The organism is Halopseudomonas sp. T1L2, assembly GCF_055397385.1.
In genome coordinates, this window is the sequence record NZ_AP040865.1 from 1,202,288 (window position 1) to 1,216,390 (window position 14,103).

At 61.7% G+C, this 14,103-nt stretch carries 12 protein-coding genes; 7 read left to right on the forward strand and 5 right to left on the reverse strand.

Annotation, left to right across the window (positions count from 1 at the left end):
* The first annotated feature begins 1 nt into the window (after nt 1).
* The 5 genes from ACZ5WQ_RS05660 (at nt 2) to ACZ5WQ_RS05680 (ending at nt 6,244) form a co-directional block, all read left to right on the forward strand.
* Nucleotides 2–1,774: an ATP-binding cassette domain-containing protein gene (locus tag ACZ5WQ_RS05660; RefSeq protein ID WP_464383344.1), complete on the forward strand. Its 1,773-nt coding sequence runs from the start codon at nt 2–4 to the stop codon at nt 1,772–1,774.
* Complete coding sequence (locus tag ACZ5WQ_RS05665; RefSeq protein WP_464383345.1) at nt 1,771–2,940, forward strand: ABC transporter permease; 1,170 nt, start codon at nt 1,771–1,773, stop codon at nt 2,938–2,940. Before ACZ5WQ_RS05660 ends, ACZ5WQ_RS05665 begins: the two co-directional genes overlap by 4 nt.
* Nucleotides 2,941–2,944: 4 nt before the next feature.
* Nucleotides 2,945–4,063 (forward strand): ABC transporter permease, encoded by a 1,119-nt coding sequence (locus ACZ5WQ_RS05670; protein WP_014819571.1) that lies wholly within the window; start codon nt 2,945–2,947, stop codon nt 4,061–4,063.
* Entirely contained in the window at nt 4,060–5,583 is a 1,524-nt protein-coding gene (locus tag ACZ5WQ_RS05675; protein ID WP_312727308.1) for an efflux transporter outer membrane subunit, read from the forward strand. The genes ACZ5WQ_RS05670 and ACZ5WQ_RS05675 overlap by 4 nt, the downstream gene beginning before the upstream one ends.
* Nucleotides 5,584–5,908: 325 nt before the next feature.
* Nucleotides 5,909–6,244: a cytochrome c gene (locus ACZ5WQ_RS05680; protein WP_464383346.1), complete on the forward strand. Its 336-nt coding sequence runs from the start codon at nt 5,909–5,911 to the stop codon at nt 6,242–6,244.
* 154 nt (nt 6,245–6,398) lie between these two features.
* On the opposite strand, the gene ACZ5WQ_RS05685 is transcribed toward ACZ5WQ_RS05680, so the two are convergent.
* Genes ACZ5WQ_RS05685 through ACZ5WQ_RS05700 form a run of 4 tightly spaced genes read right to left on the reverse strand, consistent with a single transcriptional unit; the run spans nt 6,399 to nt 10,805 of the window.
* Nucleotides 6,399–6,806, reverse strand: coding sequence for a TetR family transcriptional regulator (locus tag ACZ5WQ_RS05685; protein ID WP_370601989.1), 408 nt, complete (start codon nt 6,804–6,806; stop codon nt 6,399–6,401).
* A complete protein-coding gene (locus ACZ5WQ_RS05690; RefSeq protein WP_464383347.1) occupies nt 6,803–8,692 on the reverse strand; it encodes a site-specific integrase in 1,890 nt (629 codons plus the stop codon). The genes ACZ5WQ_RS05685 and ACZ5WQ_RS05690 overlap by 4 nt, the downstream gene beginning before the upstream one ends.
* A complete protein-coding gene (locus ACZ5WQ_RS05695) occupies nt 8,689–10,368 on the reverse strand; it encodes a hypothetical protein (RefSeq protein ID WP_370601991.1) in 1,680 nt (559 codons plus the stop codon). Before ACZ5WQ_RS05695 ends, ACZ5WQ_RS05690 begins: the two co-directional genes overlap by 4 nt.
* Nucleotides 10,368–10,805, reverse strand: a complete 438-nt coding sequence (locus ACZ5WQ_RS05700; RefSeq protein WP_464383348.1) for a tyrosine-type recombinase/integrase — start codon at nt 10,803–10,805, stop codon at nt 10,368–10,370. Before ACZ5WQ_RS05700 ends, ACZ5WQ_RS05695 begins: the two co-directional genes overlap by 1 nt.
* A gap of 3 nt (nt 10,806–10,808) precedes the next feature.
* Between ACZ5WQ_RS05700 and ACZ5WQ_RS05705 the strand changes: the two genes are divergently transcribed.
* Complete coding sequence (locus tag ACZ5WQ_RS05705; protein WP_464383349.1) at nt 10,809–11,336, forward strand: hypothetical protein; 528 nt, start codon at nt 10,809–10,811, stop codon at nt 11,334–11,336.
* A gap of 341 nt (nt 11,337–11,677) precedes the next feature.
* On the forward strand, nt 11,678–12,862 hold the full coding sequence (gene umuC, locus ACZ5WQ_RS05710) for a translesion error-prone DNA polymerase V subunit UmuC (RefSeq protein ID WP_464383350.1): 1,185 nt from the start codon (nt 11,678–11,680) through the stop codon (nt 12,860–12,862).
* Here umuC and ACZ5WQ_RS05715 read toward each other — a convergent pair.
* Entirely contained in the window at nt 12,859–13,821 is a 963-nt protein-coding gene (locus tag ACZ5WQ_RS05715; protein WP_464383351.1) for a YagK/YfjJ domain-containing protein, read from the reverse strand. The genes umuC and ACZ5WQ_RS05715 overlap by 4 nt on opposite strands.
* Nucleotides 13,822–14,103: the final 282 nt, after the last annotated feature.

Below are 14,103 nucleotides of genomic sequence, written 5' to 3' on the forward strand. Positions count from 1 at the left end.
AATGCAGGCACGCCCCGCCATCGCCGCCGCGCCTGCTGATGCGGGCGAAGACGCAGCCGTCGTCATCGAAGGCGTGGACAAGCATTTCGGCGACGTAAAAGCCCTGCGGGGCTTGAACGCGCGCATCCACTATGGGCGGCTGACGGGGCTGGTCGGCCCCGACGGCGCCGGCAAGACGACGCTGATGCGGATTCTGACCGGCCTCTTGGTGCCGAACGCCGGCCACGTCACCTTGGCCGGCTATGACGTGGTGAAGAACAACGACGCCATTCACGTCGCCAGCGGCTACATGCCGCAACGCTTTGGTCTGTACGAAGACCTGTCGGTGATGGAGAACATGCGCCTGTATGCGCAGTTGCGCGGCATGGATGCCGATCGCAACGCCGATCTGTTTGCCGAGCTGTTGGAGTTCACGCGGCTAGGCCCCTTTACCAAGCGCTTGGCCGGCAAGCTCTCCGGCGGCATGAAGCAGAAGCTGGGCCTTGCCTGTGCGCTGATGGCGCGGCCCAAGGTGCTGCTGCTGGACGAGCCCGGCGTGGGTGTCGACCCGGTCAGCCGCCAGGATTTGTGGCGCATGGTGCAGGCGCTGACCGATGAGGGCATGGCCGTGGTCTGGTCCACCGCCTATCTCGACGAGGCCGAGCGCTGCGAGAGCGTGCTGTTGCTGAACCAGGGGCAGCTCCTGTTCGATGGTCCGCCGCAAGCACTGACCGCGCAGCTCGAAGGCCGCAGCTTCCGTCTGGAAGACGTCGGTGCTGAGCGTCGGAAGGTTCTGACCGAGGCACTCGACCTGCCCAGCGTGAGCGATGGCGTGATCCAGGGCGCCGGCGTACGCGTGGTGTTGCGCGAGGGCGCAGACACGGGACAGGTCCAAGCTCTTTCCGATCAGGCGCAGGTGCGGCTGGTGCAGGTGCCTGCGCGCTTCGAAGACGCCTTCATCGATCTGCTCGGTGGCGGCCCCGGCGGCACTTCGACGCTGGCCGAGCGTCTGTCGCCGGTTGAGCTGGGTTCCGACATTGCCGTGTCGTGCCGAAACCTCACCAAGCGCTTCGGCGAGTTCACCGCCACCGACAACGTCAGCTTCGAGGTTCAAAAGGGCGAAATCTTCGGCCTGCTCGGCCCCAACGGCGCCGGCAAGTCCACCACCTTCAAGATGCTGTGCGGCCTGTTAAAACCCTCTGCTGGCGAAGCGCATGTGGTGGGCCATGATCTGCGCCGCGCCACCGGCGCAGCCAAGAGCCGGCTCGGCTACATGGCGCAGAAGTTTTCGCTTTATGGACTGCTGTCGGTGCAACAGAACTTGGAGTTCTCGGCCGGGGTGTACCAGCTGGACGGGAGCACGCGGCGCGAGCGCATCGCCGAGATGATCGAAACCTTCGATTTGGGCAACTGGCTGTCAGCCACGCCCGATTCCCTGCCGCTGGGACATAAGCAGCGCCTGGCCTTGGCCTGCTCGCTCATGCACAGGCCCCCGGTGCTGTTTCTGGATGAACCCACTTCAGGGGTGGATCCCATCACCCGGCGCGAATTCTGGACCCACATCAATGGGCTGGCCCGCAAGGGCGTGACCATCATGGTCACCACCCATTTCATGGACGAGGCCGAATACTGCGATCGTGTGGCCATACTGTCGCGTGCGCAACTGATTGCGCTGGATACGCCCGACGCGCTCAAGCGTTCGGCGATCAGCCCAGAACGGCCAGACCCGACGATGGAGGACGCCTTCATTCATCTGGTGGAGTCGTCAGACCACGCGCTGGAGGCCGCCACATGAGCGGCACCACAAAGAACAAAGACGGGAATGGACCACTGCAGACCGACCTGCGCCATTTTGATTTGCGGCGCTTAATGGCCTTGGTCACCAAGGAAAGCTACCAGGCGCTGCGCGACCCCTCGACGCTTCTGATCGCGTTCGTGCTGCCGGTGGTGTTGTTGCTGTTGTTCGCCTATGCGGTGTCGCTGGATGCGAAGGATGTCCGCGTCGGAGTGGTGCTGGAGTCGCAGGGGGCGTCGGCCCAGGCGCTGGCGGCAGCCTTTTCCGCCACCGACTATCTCGATGCGAGCTTTGCCCATGATCGCCGGGAGGTGGCCGACAAGCTGGTGTCCGGCGAGTTGCGCGGCTATGTGGTCATCCCGCAGGATTTCGAGCAGCGCCTGGCCCAGCGTGGCAGCGAGCCGCTGGTACAGATCATCACCGATGGCTCTTACCCCAATACGGCCAATTATGTCGAAAATTACGCCCGCGGCGTGGTGCAGTCCTGGCGTGCCGGGCTGGACGTTGCAGCACCGGAGCAGTCCATCGTGCTGGAGCCGCGCTACTGGTTCAACCCCGAACTGGAAAGCCGCCGCGCACTGATTCCCGGCGCCATCGCCATCGTCATGACCATCATCGGCACCATGCTGACTGCACTGGTGGTGGCGCGCGAATGGGAGCGCGGCACCATGGAGGCGGTGCTGTCCACGCCCGCCTCGGTGGCCGAAATCCTGATCGGCAAGCTGCTGCCGTATTTCGTGCTCGGCATGCTATCCACACTGGGTGCGGCGGCGCTGGCGGTGTTCGTGTTCGGCGTGCCGATGCGAGGCTCGCTGGCGGCGCTGCTACTGCTGTCGGCGGTATTCATGGTACCGGCGCTGGGTCAGGGTCTGCTGATTTCCTCATTGGCACGCAACCAGTTCCTGGCCGCGCAGATCGCGCTGTTCACGGGTTTTCTGCCGGCTTTCATGCTGTCGGGCTTTCTATATGAGATCGACGCGATGCCCGCGCCAATCCAGGCCATCACCCGGCTGGTTCCGGCGCGTTACTTCGTCGATTCGCTGAAGACGGTGTTCCTGGCCGGCGACATCTGGGCCGTGTTCCTGCCCAACCTTGCGGCCATGGCGGCGATCGGGGTGCTGTTCTTCGTGATCGCCAAGCGCGCCACGCGCAAGAACCTGGAGTGACGCGATGTTGACTTCCGCATTCTCGTTCACCCGCCTGCGCGCCCAGTTCATCAAGGAAGTGCTCAGCGTCCTGCGCGACCCGCGCAGCCGCATGGTGGTGTTCGTGCCGCCGATCCTGCAGTTGCTGGTGTTCGCCTTTGCTGCGACGCTGGAAGTGCGCAACGTCGATATCGCCGTCTACGATCAGGATGCGGGGCGCTGGTCGCACGAGTTGGAACAGCGCCTGGACAGCGCGCGCTTCATCACCCACGTCCGGCATGTCGACAGCCAGCAGCAGCTGCACGAGCTGATCGACCGTGGCGAGGTGATCGCCGCGCTCGCCATCCCGGTGGATTTCTCGCGCTCCATCGCTGCCGGCGAAAGTGGCCGCGCCCAGGTACTGGTCGATGGCCGGCGCAGCAACTCGGGGCAGATCACCGTGGCCTATCTGTCTACCATCGCCGCTGATGTCGGCGCTGAGGTCGTGCCCGACGCCCAGGCACCGACGCCAGTGGTCGTGCGCCACTGGTTCAACCCGAATCTGGTCTACCGCTGGTTCATCGTGCCCGGCCTCACGGGCATCCTGGCGCTGTTCAGCGCGCTGCTCATCACCTCGCTGTCGATTGCACGCGAACGCGAGCTTGGCACCTTCGACCAATTGCTGGTGTCGCCCACTTCAACGCCGGAAATCATCATTTCCAAATCACTGCCGGCACTCGCAATTGGCACCGTGCTGGGCCTGTTCATGATCAGCGCAGGCGTATTCCTGTTCGGCATCCCGTTTACTGGCTCGTTTGCACTTCTGCTCGCCAGCCTGGTGCTGTTCATCCTGTCGGTGGTCGGCATCGGCCTGATGATTTCCGCGGTCAGCATGACCCAGCAGCAGGCCATCCTGGGTGCGTTCGCCATCGGCGTGCCGGCGGTGCTGATGTCCGGCTTTGCGACGCCTGTGGAAAACATGCCTGTCGTCCTGCAATGGCTGGCCCAGGCCATTCCGCTAACCCACTTCCTCATCATCGTCGAAGGCAGCTTTCTCAAGGCTATGCCGCCCGGTGACATTCTCGCCAGCCTGTGGCCGCTGGCGGTCATCGCCCTTGCCACGCTGACGATGGCCACCGTATTCGTCCGAGGACGCCTGCAATGAAATCCAAGACCCGCACTCCCTTTCTTCGCGCAACCGTCACCGGCCTGACCCCAGGGCGCGTGCGTCCGCTCGCGCTGGCCCTGTCCTGCGTGCTGCTGACTGCCTGTGCGACCGTGGGCCCCGACTACCGCGAGCCGCCGCCGGTCGACGTCGGCAGCGGCTGGACCTTGCCGTTGGCAAGCGAATCCCAGTCCGCAGACTTGAGCCACTGGTGGTCTGCACTGGACGATCCGATCCTCGACCGCCTGATGGCCACGGCGCTGGCACAGAACCTGGATCTGCGCCAGGCTGCGGCACGCATCGATGAGGCACGCGCCCTGCGCGATCGCGTGGCCGGCGAGGCATTGCCCACCGTCGGCGCTGGCACGAGCGTCAACCGGCGCCGTCAAAGCGAGAACGGCCCCTTGCCCATCGGCTCCATCCCCGGTCTTGACGCCACGCAGACCATCTACGATGCGGGCTTCGACGCGGCCTGGGAAGCCGATTTGTTTGGGGCCAAGCGGCGCGCCATGGAAGGCGCCAGCGCCCGCCTGGAGGCGACCGAAGCCGAGGCACAGGGCGTACGCATGCGCATCGTGGCCGAGGTCGCGCGCACCTGGTTCACCGCCGCCGGCGCCCGCTACGAGTTGCACACACAACAGGCCACGCTAGATACGCTGCAGCAGACCTTGGAATTGGTGCGCCTGCGGCATGCGCTGGGCGACGCGTCGGCCGCCGACGTGGAGGCGGCGTACGCCCAATGGACAGCAGCCAACGCGCTTATCCCGGATATCCAGGCGCGCCAGCGCGCCGCGGTGCTCAGCCTGGGCGTGCTGCTGGGCGCACCGCCGGAGCGGGAGCTGGCACTGCTTGATGGCCCCTTGACGCCGAGCACGCTGCGGGCGCTGCCGGTGGGCGAGCGCGCAGATATGCTGCGCCGACGCCCTGACGTGCTGGCTGCGGAACGTCGCCTGGCAGCGAATTCTGCCGACATCGGCGTGGCCACAGCCGAGTTGTTCCCCAAACTCTCCATCGGTGTCGGCGGCGGGTTCCAGGCGCTCAGTACGGGCAATTGGTTCGATGCATCCAGCTCGCGTTTTTCCATCCTGCCGCTGATTTCCTGGCGCCTGTTCGACGGTGGCCGCGTGCGAGCCGAAATTCGGGCACGCGAGGCAGCCGAGCGGCAGGCTGCGCTGGCCTACGAGCAGGCGGTGCTGGCGGCGCTGGGCGATGCCGAGCGCGCGCTGGGCGACTATCACGGCGGGCTGGACACACTGGAGCGCCGCGGCATGGCACTGGATGCCACGCGCGTGAGCTACGGCCACGCCAAGGCCCGCTACGCCGCGGGCGACATCGCCCTGGTCGAACTGCTGGCAGCCCAGCGCAGCCTGCACGAGGCCGAAACCGCAGCCGCGCGGGCGCATACCAACGCCGCCGTGCAATTGGTGGCGCTGTACAAGGCCCTTGGGGGTGGCTGGGGCGAGTCCATGGCTGTGCAGCAGCAAGTCAGCTGGCTCGCCACGGTGCCCGAGGATGGCTAAGCGCTGCGTTGGCTGGATTGTTTAGCGAATGGGCGATGAACATCTCAAGGATTTCGCGCCTCTCCACCATGCGCGAGTTGTCAACGTAGCGCCTTGCGTACGAAGACATCGAGCTTCCCAAGCCTGGATGCTTCTTGCACGAACATAGCAACCGTTCGTCAGACCCAAAGTCTTCATCAACAACATCAACGGAGAAACTCGTGAGTCAGCCCTTAAAACTAGGATCGTTCTTCGCCGTCTCGCTTTCCGTGATTTTGGCACCTTCGCCACGTCACTTGGTGCGCAGTCCGTAGAGACGGCAAAGCCAATGGGGCTTCGGACCATAATGAAAAGACTTGACCATGATATGCAAGCCGTCACGGGCGCGATCTCCAAAGAAGATTGGTCATTGGTTGCCGAGTTGGCACCAAGAATTGCCAAGCATGCCGAGCCACCTATTTCGGAAAAGATGCGCATTCTCGCCTGGCTTGGAGCAGAAGCCGGAAAGTTTCGAGGCTTTGATGGAAGGGTGCATGATGCCGCGACTGCCATGGGTGAAGCTGCTAAGCGGAGTGACGGCCAAGCAGTCATCGTGGCCTTCGCCAAAACACAGCAAAGCTGCCTAGCCTGCCACCAAAGTTTCCGTCCCTCGTTCGTTAAACATTTCTATGGGGAGCAGTAGCATGGGCGCACCTGTGCGGTCTGTAATAGCTTCGAGCCGGCGACGTGAGCCGCTATCCTCTGGCCGATCCCGGCCGGCGGACAGCGCATAATTGGCGGAGCCATTGGAGCATTATCAGTAGCGGGTTTAGAGCATGACTGCTGTCGGGATTACGTCAGAGTATGCACGGGACCAGATCGACCACCTTGGAGTCGCTCTGCTTTGCCTGTAGAACTCGGTTCTCGGCTATCAAAACCTCGTTGATAGAGGCGAGGCGGGCGACCTTGGCGCGCAGTTCCTCTATCTCCTTGCGAAGCGCGCGATTCTTCTCACGCTCCGCACGGAGATCTTGGTGCTTCACATCGCGTTGGGCGCGACTAGAGCGCCCCTGAGCATCGCGGATCGCCTCGGCGATTATGGGGTAGTGGTTGTGGATCAGCGCTGTCGAAACGCCCGCCTCGCGCGCCACAGCGGCGATAGTGACCTTGGTTTCCCCGGTATGTGCCCGACCACGCTGGATGCGGGCGAGCGCGAGTTGCAAATCCCGCTCGCGGGCGTCCGAGGGCTTGCGTATGGTCGTCATGCTACGTTCGCCTCCGGGTCGTATCCAAGCTGCACAAGCACGTCACGGCAGCGCCCCAGGTCGCGCAAGATGCGCTGGCGGCCACCGTCACCAATGTCGTTGCAATCCAGCAACCCCTTCAGGTTGTCGTAGAGACGCTGGTATATGCCAACGTGGCCGCGCCCAATCACGGCGTTGTTGCAGTCGCCGCAGCGCGTCCGCTCCAGGGTGTTGCCGACGCAACGGTCGTCGCTGGCGGTACACCAGGCGTGGCCATTGCTGCGGATCGTGGTGCTTTCGGCAATTGAGGTCACCATCGAGGCATGGCTCTTGAAGATGGCAAGGTTCGCCGGATCGCGCCGCCAGCGTTTGATCGAGCGACCGTAGCCTCCGGCCAGCGGTTCGTCCCCCATCCAGGTGTCAACGACGCCGAACTTGATGTCTTCGAGTTCTGCTTGGATGTCGTTGTACAACTCGATGTCGAGGTGCTGGCCCCAGTCCTGGTCCATGGCGTAGCCCAGCGTCATGTCCATGGACCAGTGCGCATAGTGCTCGCGCAGGTAGCGCAGGTCGCCGAACTGGCTGTGCGCCGCGTAGTTGGCGAATTTGCGGCGGAATTGATGGCTGGCGAGGTTCCAGTCCAGCCCGCCGCCCTGCGCGAACGCCTTGAGGGCATCGTTCCATGCGATGCCCGACAGGGTGCGAACCTGATTACCCTTTGCAGGGCTCACCCCGAGAAAGAGCGCATGCTGATGCTTATGCGCCTTGGCGATTTCTGGGTCGCGCGGGTTGACCCTTCGCCGCTCGGCGATCTCGGCGGCGATCATGGCCTGATACGGCTCGGCCCAGCGCTCCATCAGGCGTAACACGTGCACGGCGACCTCGGGGATCATCCAGTCGTGGACCCCAGTGTCGGTCTTATCCGACCTGGAACGCAGCCAGTGATAGATCGTGCCCTCGTCGTCCTCGGTGCGGTGGTGCGCACCCGACCGAACGTTGGCCAGTTCGTGGTTGCGGCAACCGGAGGTGCTGGCCAGCACGATGTAGCAGGCGGTTCGTAGATCAAGGATCGCCTGGTTGAACGCCCTCAGGCCGCCTTCCCAACCCAAAGCGGTGAGGTGGCGGTTTTTAGCCTCTATGACTGTTCTAGTAACCTGTCTTCTTCGCTCTGTGGCGACGGCATTGAGGGTGTCGCGCAAATCGAGTAGGGCCTTACCGTGCTGAACCTGCTCATAGGCCCTCTCGAACAGGGTGCAGAACACCTCATCCGGCATCAGAGGTGTTTTGCCGCCCTGCTTGCGGACCGCCCAGCTGCCGGCCATCGCATTCGCCGAGGTATCGGGCCAAGGATGCTGAGGGATCGGGTCGTGGGTGTACTGGCTCAGTTCATGAAGCGCCTCGACCGCCATGAAGCGACGCTCAAGGGCGCTCTGGGACAGCGGCTTGCCCCGGCTTCGGCGCGTCTGCCGGTGCGCTCGACACTCGGTAACGTAGTTCGCGCAAACCATGGGAGTCACCGCGCCGAAGTAGCTGAGTTTGAGCGCGTTTAGATGCCGTAGGAAGGGCAGCGCATTCTCAAAAAAATTGCGCAAAGTGCTCGCTTTGGGCCGCTTCTGCCCCGCGCGACCGCGCCGCAGGTAGCGGTACAGCAGGGCCTTCATCACCTCCTTAAACGCAGCGGGCACGCGACTGAAGTCTTGGTGCCGCAAGTTGTCTGGCACGTTGTTGGTAAAGCCGTCCAACTGCCAAATGTCGTCGCCATAGCGGCTGAGGATGACCCAGTGTCCATCGACTTGGATGGCGCTCACGATGAGCGCGTCGCGGTCGCTCTCGGGCAGCCCGCGTACATCCCCCGGCCGTGACTCGATGCTCGCCCAAGGCAGCATGACCACGTTGTTGTCGCTCATGCAAAGATCTCCAACTTCTCCACCACATCGGACGACCAGAACGGGTGCGGCTCGCGGTGCGCACGCTCTCGGGCAGCTTCGACGGCCGCCGGCTTGAAGGTCCCGCGTCGCAGCCCCTCTGCCACGATATAGTCGTCAATCAATCGAGGAATGTGCGCGTATTCCCGCGTCCAGCGCCGCTTATCCATGCGCGTACGCTCCGCGAATACGCGGAAGTAGAAGCTGAATAGGCGGTGCAAATCTTCCCCCGTCACCGCGTAATGCTTGCAGCGCAGACAGTTGAGGAACGAGAAACACGCTGTCCCTTCACGTTTCGGTGCGTACTGGCCGTTCACCGGGTCGCCACAGCGCCCCATTGGGGTGGTCTGGTAGGTCGCGCCGATGGTGCGGGTCAGTAGCTCTTGAACCAGTATCTCGCCCATAAATCGCCAGTTGCGCCTCGCGTCTCCGCTAGGTGCCAAATAATTTCGCTCGGCCACCTGGGGCGTGTTGCCAAGCGCGATGGCCGTGGTCACCAGGTCGCCCGCTAGTAACTCGAAAATTCGGTTGGCGAACGTTTTGCGTAGGCGAGAGACGTTGATGCGTAGCGGCTGGCCGTCGATATCGGTGAGCGCGTGGTCGGCCACGAGTTTCTTGATCGCCAACTTCAACGTCCCATCATTCAGTGCAATGACGCTGCCGCGCCCTGGGCCGCGGTGCACGCGATACAGCCACACACGCTCCTTGAGGTCGTCCGAGGCCTCCGCACGCAGCGGTTCGCTGTGGGCAAGGACGCGCCGAATCAGGCGCTCGACATTGGTCTTGACGGTTGGCGTGGACTCCAACAGGTGTGCAGCCGTGCTCTCGGCGCGCAGCGCCACCTTGTGGCTGGTGTGCCCACGGCGCTTCCAAAGGACCAGGAATACGCTATTATCCTTGGGATGAGCGCGCAGGCAATCGCGCTCCATCTCCAGCAGCGGCGTGGAATTGCGCCCGGTGTGCAGCGCTACGGTCAGCAGGGCATAAGCCAACAACTCGCCGGTTACCGGGGCGTCGTCGTGCCAGATCGGCATGACCGCTTGCCTGAGCGCGGTGGTGAACGCCTGCCGCTGACGCTTCGGCAGCGGCGTTTCGCCTTTACTCTTTCCGCTGCTGTTCGGGAACGGGTTTGGTGGAAAAGTCGCATCGTCCCCTGTGGTGACCAGAGAAATTAGCCCACGCTGGCCCAACGCGTGAAGGACGGACTTCGTGCTGGTGTAGTGGCTCCTCTGGCTAAGGGTGGTTATGCCCAGTCCGGCGAGGTGGCCAAGAAACCCGTCAATTACGGCGCGATCAATGTCGTCCAGGGTCAGCCCGCGCCTGAGCGCGGTTGCGCGCAGCACTATGTAGTTGAGGAAGTGACGTAAACCACCTTTACAGATGCTCGCTACGGAACTGGCCTCGAGCCCGCCGTCCTGCCGGGCCAGGAAGCGCTCAATCTGCCGCTGGCAGGCGTAGGTGATCGGATCGATGCCCGTGCCGTACCAGGGTGCGAAGTCGAAGCCCCGGGAGCGCGTGGCATTGCGCCCGAAGGCGACCGTAGTCGTGGCCGGCGGAATCGCCTCGGGGAGAACGACGACACGACCCGCCGAGTCGCGGCTGTGTTCGACCTGCGGGACGCTGAGGTCGGTCCTGTTGAATACCTTACGTTTGCCCATCAGACCGATCCCAACCCTTCGTTCAACTCATCGTCGTAGGCCAGCACCGCGTCGTCGGCCAGTTCGTTGACCAGGTGCAGGTACACCATCGTCGTCTGGATCGAGCTATGGCCGAGCTGCCGCTGCAAGAACACCAGCGGCTCCACGCTGCCTCGGTTGCGCTGAAGCGCGACCAGGGTATGGGTGGCGTAGGTGTGGCGCAGCATGTGCGTATGGACTCTGATACCGGCCCGCTTGCCGGTTTCCCGGACGATACGCTCAATGCGCTTGCCATCATCGGCGAAGGGTTCACCAAACTGGTTCAGGAACAGCGGCTCGTGCTGGGTGCGGTTCAATGAGGCCCGCTCACCGCGAACCTGCACTACGTAGCGATGCAAATCGGCGAGGAAGCGGCGACTTATGTAGATGTCGCGCGGCTTGCTGCCCTTGGTGCGCATGCCATGGCCATCGTGAGGATCGAGGTGAATCCGGATGTTGCGCTCGCGCCTACCGGCTTTATCCGGATCGAAGATGTAGGCAAGCGGGAAAGAGGCGATTTCCTCCAGGCGCATGACCTTGACTGGCGTGACGTGGACCGTGGCGAGGCCAAGAGTGTCGTAGCGGCCTACCGGGACTACTGCCTGGTGGAGTGCAAGTTGGCCCCATCAACAACCCGTCAACGGCTGCACTATGTGTGCAAGTTCTACGAGTATGCACAGCAGCAGGGATGGGTGAGCAGGCTGCCGTTTGGCTATGAGGAACGGACGGTCAAACGTGCCCCCGGCTTCCTTGCCCACGTCGATGCCAGCGGCGGCAAGGCCATGGTGAACGACATCATGCCGCGCAAGCATCGGGCGCTGCCGAAGTTTCTGAGCATGGATGAAATCAAGGCGTTGCTGGCGACGCAGGAAAATCCGCATCACCGAATGATGATTCGGCTCGGACTTCAGACTGGACTGCGCCGGGAGGAAACTGAAAAAGTCGTATAGCGCACGCCCCGAGCTTGGCCATGACTTCCGTGACCCAATAGCTCCACGCAACAGGTAGTGGCGAAAGAATTCATTGGCGGGGACGCAACTGTCCAGCGTGTCCCAAAGCAGGATCGGAAAGCCTGGATAAGGACGACCGGCAATCACCAAATCCTCGGTAGCCCACACAAGCTCCATCAACCTACCCCCAGCCTCTGACCTATCCCTATTGCTGCTAAAGCTATTTTTAAATCATTGTTTATAAAGCTACTTAATTTCTAACCTTTAGCAAGCCCCTGAACAACTCCTTCTATGCCAGCTGTGAACGGGTATTTCGCCCTGACCTGGCCCGAACGCCTATTGTGGTGCTGAGCAACAACGATGGCTGCGTGATCGCTCGAAGCGCCGACGCAAAGCCCTACGTTGCCATGGGTGAGCCGTTCTTCAAAATAAAGGATACATTGCAGCAACACGGCATCCTGGCCTTCAGCAGCAACTACGCTCTCTATGGTGACATGAGCGAGCGTGTCATGAGCCTGCTGGAGTCGCGGCTGCCGGCAGTTGAGGTGTACTCCATTGATGAGGCGTTTGCTGACCTGACCGGCCTGCCGGAACCGTTGCTCCAACTTGGACACGATGTCCGCGCCGAAGTACTGCAGAAGACTGGTATCCCGGTCGGTGTAGGTATCGCCCCCACTAAGACGCTCGCCAAACTCGCCAATGCCGCAGCAAAACGCTGGCAAAGACAGACTGGTGGGGTGGTAGATATACGGGAGCCGCATAGGCGTGATCGCTTGCTGCAGGTCATGGCTGTGGGTGAGGTCTGGGGAATCGGTCGCCGACTGCAGGCGCATCTGGCGGATATGGGCATCAAGACAGCGTGGGATCTCGCCAAAGCTGATCCCCGTCTGCTGCGCAAGCGCTTCAGCGTGGTAGTGGAAAAGACAGCTCGCGAGCTTTTCGGTGTCGCCTGCCTGGAAATGGAGCCTCAAGCACCAGCTAAACGAGAAATCTGCTGCAGCCGTTCCTTCGGTCATCGTGTCCACGCGCTGGATGAACTGCGGGAGGCCGTAGCCACTTACGCCACCCGAGCTGGAGAGAAACTCCGTCAGCAGCAGTCCCTCTGCAGCTTGCTGCACGTGGGCATCCGAACCGGCCTATTCAACACCAATGAGGAGCGCGTATCTCTGAGCGTGACTTGCCATCTGCCCTACCCAACAGATGATACCCGCCTGCTGGTTAAATCAGCCATCGCCGGCCTGGATCAGATCTACAAGGCAGGCCCAGCCTACGCCAAGGCATCCGTCATGCTCATGGACCTGTGCCAACGCCATGAATACACCCCTGACCTGTTCGCACCAACTCAGCCAACAGGTACCGACCAGTTGATGCAGGCGATGGATCAGATAAACCAACGCTGGGGAAAAGGCACTATCCGCCCTGGACGTGTTCCCACCAAGTCAGAATGGCAAATGCAACGCCAGCTCCTGAGCCCTGCATTCACCACCAGGCTTGATCAACTATGGACGGTACGGGCTGGCAGCTAGCGTATGCATCCCGTCCGATACGTTCTGGCACCAGCAGGCTTGATCCTGAGGTGCTGCCCTTTGTCCTTCACCAGGTAGGTCATCAGCTCCATGACTGCGTAGCGTCCTTTCTCATCACTGCGCTGAAACATGCCAGTGCCTCTATCCTCATCGCTACCGCCCCTTTTTACCCATTCCATGCCGCTGTCATGCCAGTACCCTCGACCCTTGGTAATCGCTTCCCATAGCTCACCGATACGCTCCGCTACGTGAAACTGACGAAAACGCTCTGACCCATTGAAGAAGAATGCTGCATGGATGTGAAACCCCCGATCCTCGCCCTGCTCTACCCGAAAGATGTAGCCCACCAGATGGTCAAAGGCGGGATGGGTCCTGCGAGCCCTGACCAGCTCGTTCATGTCAGCAAACACCTGCTCGACAGTGAGTCGCTGTCTAGCGGATTCCCGGTAGTAGAAGTTCAGCCTCAGCACCAACGTCCTGGCGTAACGAGCCATCACCTTGTTGACTAGCTCTCGCACCTCCTCACTCTGCCGCTTGGCCTGGTATCGACGGTCTGCACACCTGCGCTTGTACCGTTCACGCTTACTCAACTCACGGATACGATCTAGCAGCAGGTTCATGGTCTCTGGTTCTGACAGGTAGCTACCGCCAGCCTCGGGATCAGGGCATGTATATCGGTGCTCGTCGTACTCTAGCCTAATGTCTTGGCAAGCGTCGTAGAACAGTTCAAGGTTCTCGCTGTAGTCGTAATCCACTCGACCATCGAACAGAGCGAGCATTTGACTGAGGTAGTCCAGATCCGCCCCTAGCATCGTCTTGCGGTATGGCCTGTCTGGACGTGATTGTGGGATGTAGGCCGATTCACCTCTGCGTAGAGCATCGTCTACTAGCTGATCGATCTTGAAGCTGACTTCTGCTTGGGAAATGGTGGGTGTGTAGTCGTTGAATGTGTAGTGCATGGTATGTCTCCTGTTGAGGTACATACCACTGGTCACTTGTGTATTTTTTAACCTGATCCCTCTGTAGTAGCGGGTTGATCTCTTGGGTGTCTCTGTCCTGTATAGGGTGCTGTATTGGCATCGGATTTATTAGTATTGGTGATTAGATAATCAGAGCCTATAGGGTATATAAATAAATCCCGATTCAAGCTGCCGGCTGATGCCCAGCGTGGCAAGGACTTCCAGGAGAAACATTACGGCGAGGATTGGCAAAAAGCACTGGACGACCGCTGTAAGGTTAGC

What these genes read in the sequence shown, in the direction of transcription:
- ACZ5WQ_RS05660 (WP_464383344.1), top strand. Translation starts at nt 2, where the DNA reads ATGCAGGCACGCCCCGCCATCGCCGCCGCGCCTGCTGATGCGGGCGAA.
- ACZ5WQ_RS05715 (WP_464383351.1), bottom strand. Translation starts at nt 13,821, where the DNA reads ATGCACTACACATTCAACGACTACACACCCACCATTTCCCAAGCAGAA.
- ACZ5WQ_RS05695 (WP_370601991.1), bottom strand. Translation starts at nt 10,368, where the DNA reads ATGGGCAAACGTAAGGTATTCAACAGGACCGACCTCAGCGTCCCGCAG.
- ACZ5WQ_RS05690 (WP_464383347.1), bottom strand. Translation starts at nt 8,692, where the DNA reads ATGAGCGACAACAACGTGGTCATGCTGCCTTGGGCGAGCATCGAGTCA.
- ACZ5WQ_RS05665 (WP_464383345.1), top strand. Translation starts at nt 1,771, where the DNA reads ATGAGCGGCACCACAAAGAACAAAGACGGGAATGGACCACTGCAGACC.
- ACZ5WQ_RS05675 (WP_312727308.1), top strand. Translation starts at nt 4,060, where the DNA reads ATGAAATCCAAGACCCGCACTCCCTTTCTTCGCGCAACCGTCACCGGC.
- ACZ5WQ_RS05680 (WP_464383346.1), top strand. Translation starts at nt 5,909, where the DNA reads ATGAAAAGACTTGACCATGATATGCAAGCCGTCACGGGCGCGATCTCC.
- ACZ5WQ_RS05670 (WP_014819571.1), top strand. Translation starts at nt 2,945, where the DNA reads ATGTTGACTTCCGCATTCTCGTTCACCCGCCTGCGCGCCCAGTTCATC.
- ACZ5WQ_RS05700 (WP_464383348.1), bottom strand. Translation starts at nt 10,805, where the DNA reads ATGCGCACCAAGGGCAGCAAGCCGCGCGACATCTACATAAGTCGCCGC.
- ACZ5WQ_RS05685 (WP_370601989.1), bottom strand. Translation starts at nt 6,806, where the DNA reads ATGACGACCATACGCAAGCCCTCGGACGCCCGCGAGCGGGATTTGCAA.
- ACZ5WQ_RS05705 (WP_464383349.1), top strand. Translation starts at nt 10,809, where the DNA reads ATGGCCATCGTGAGGATCGAGGTGAATCCGGATGTTGCGCTCGCGCCT.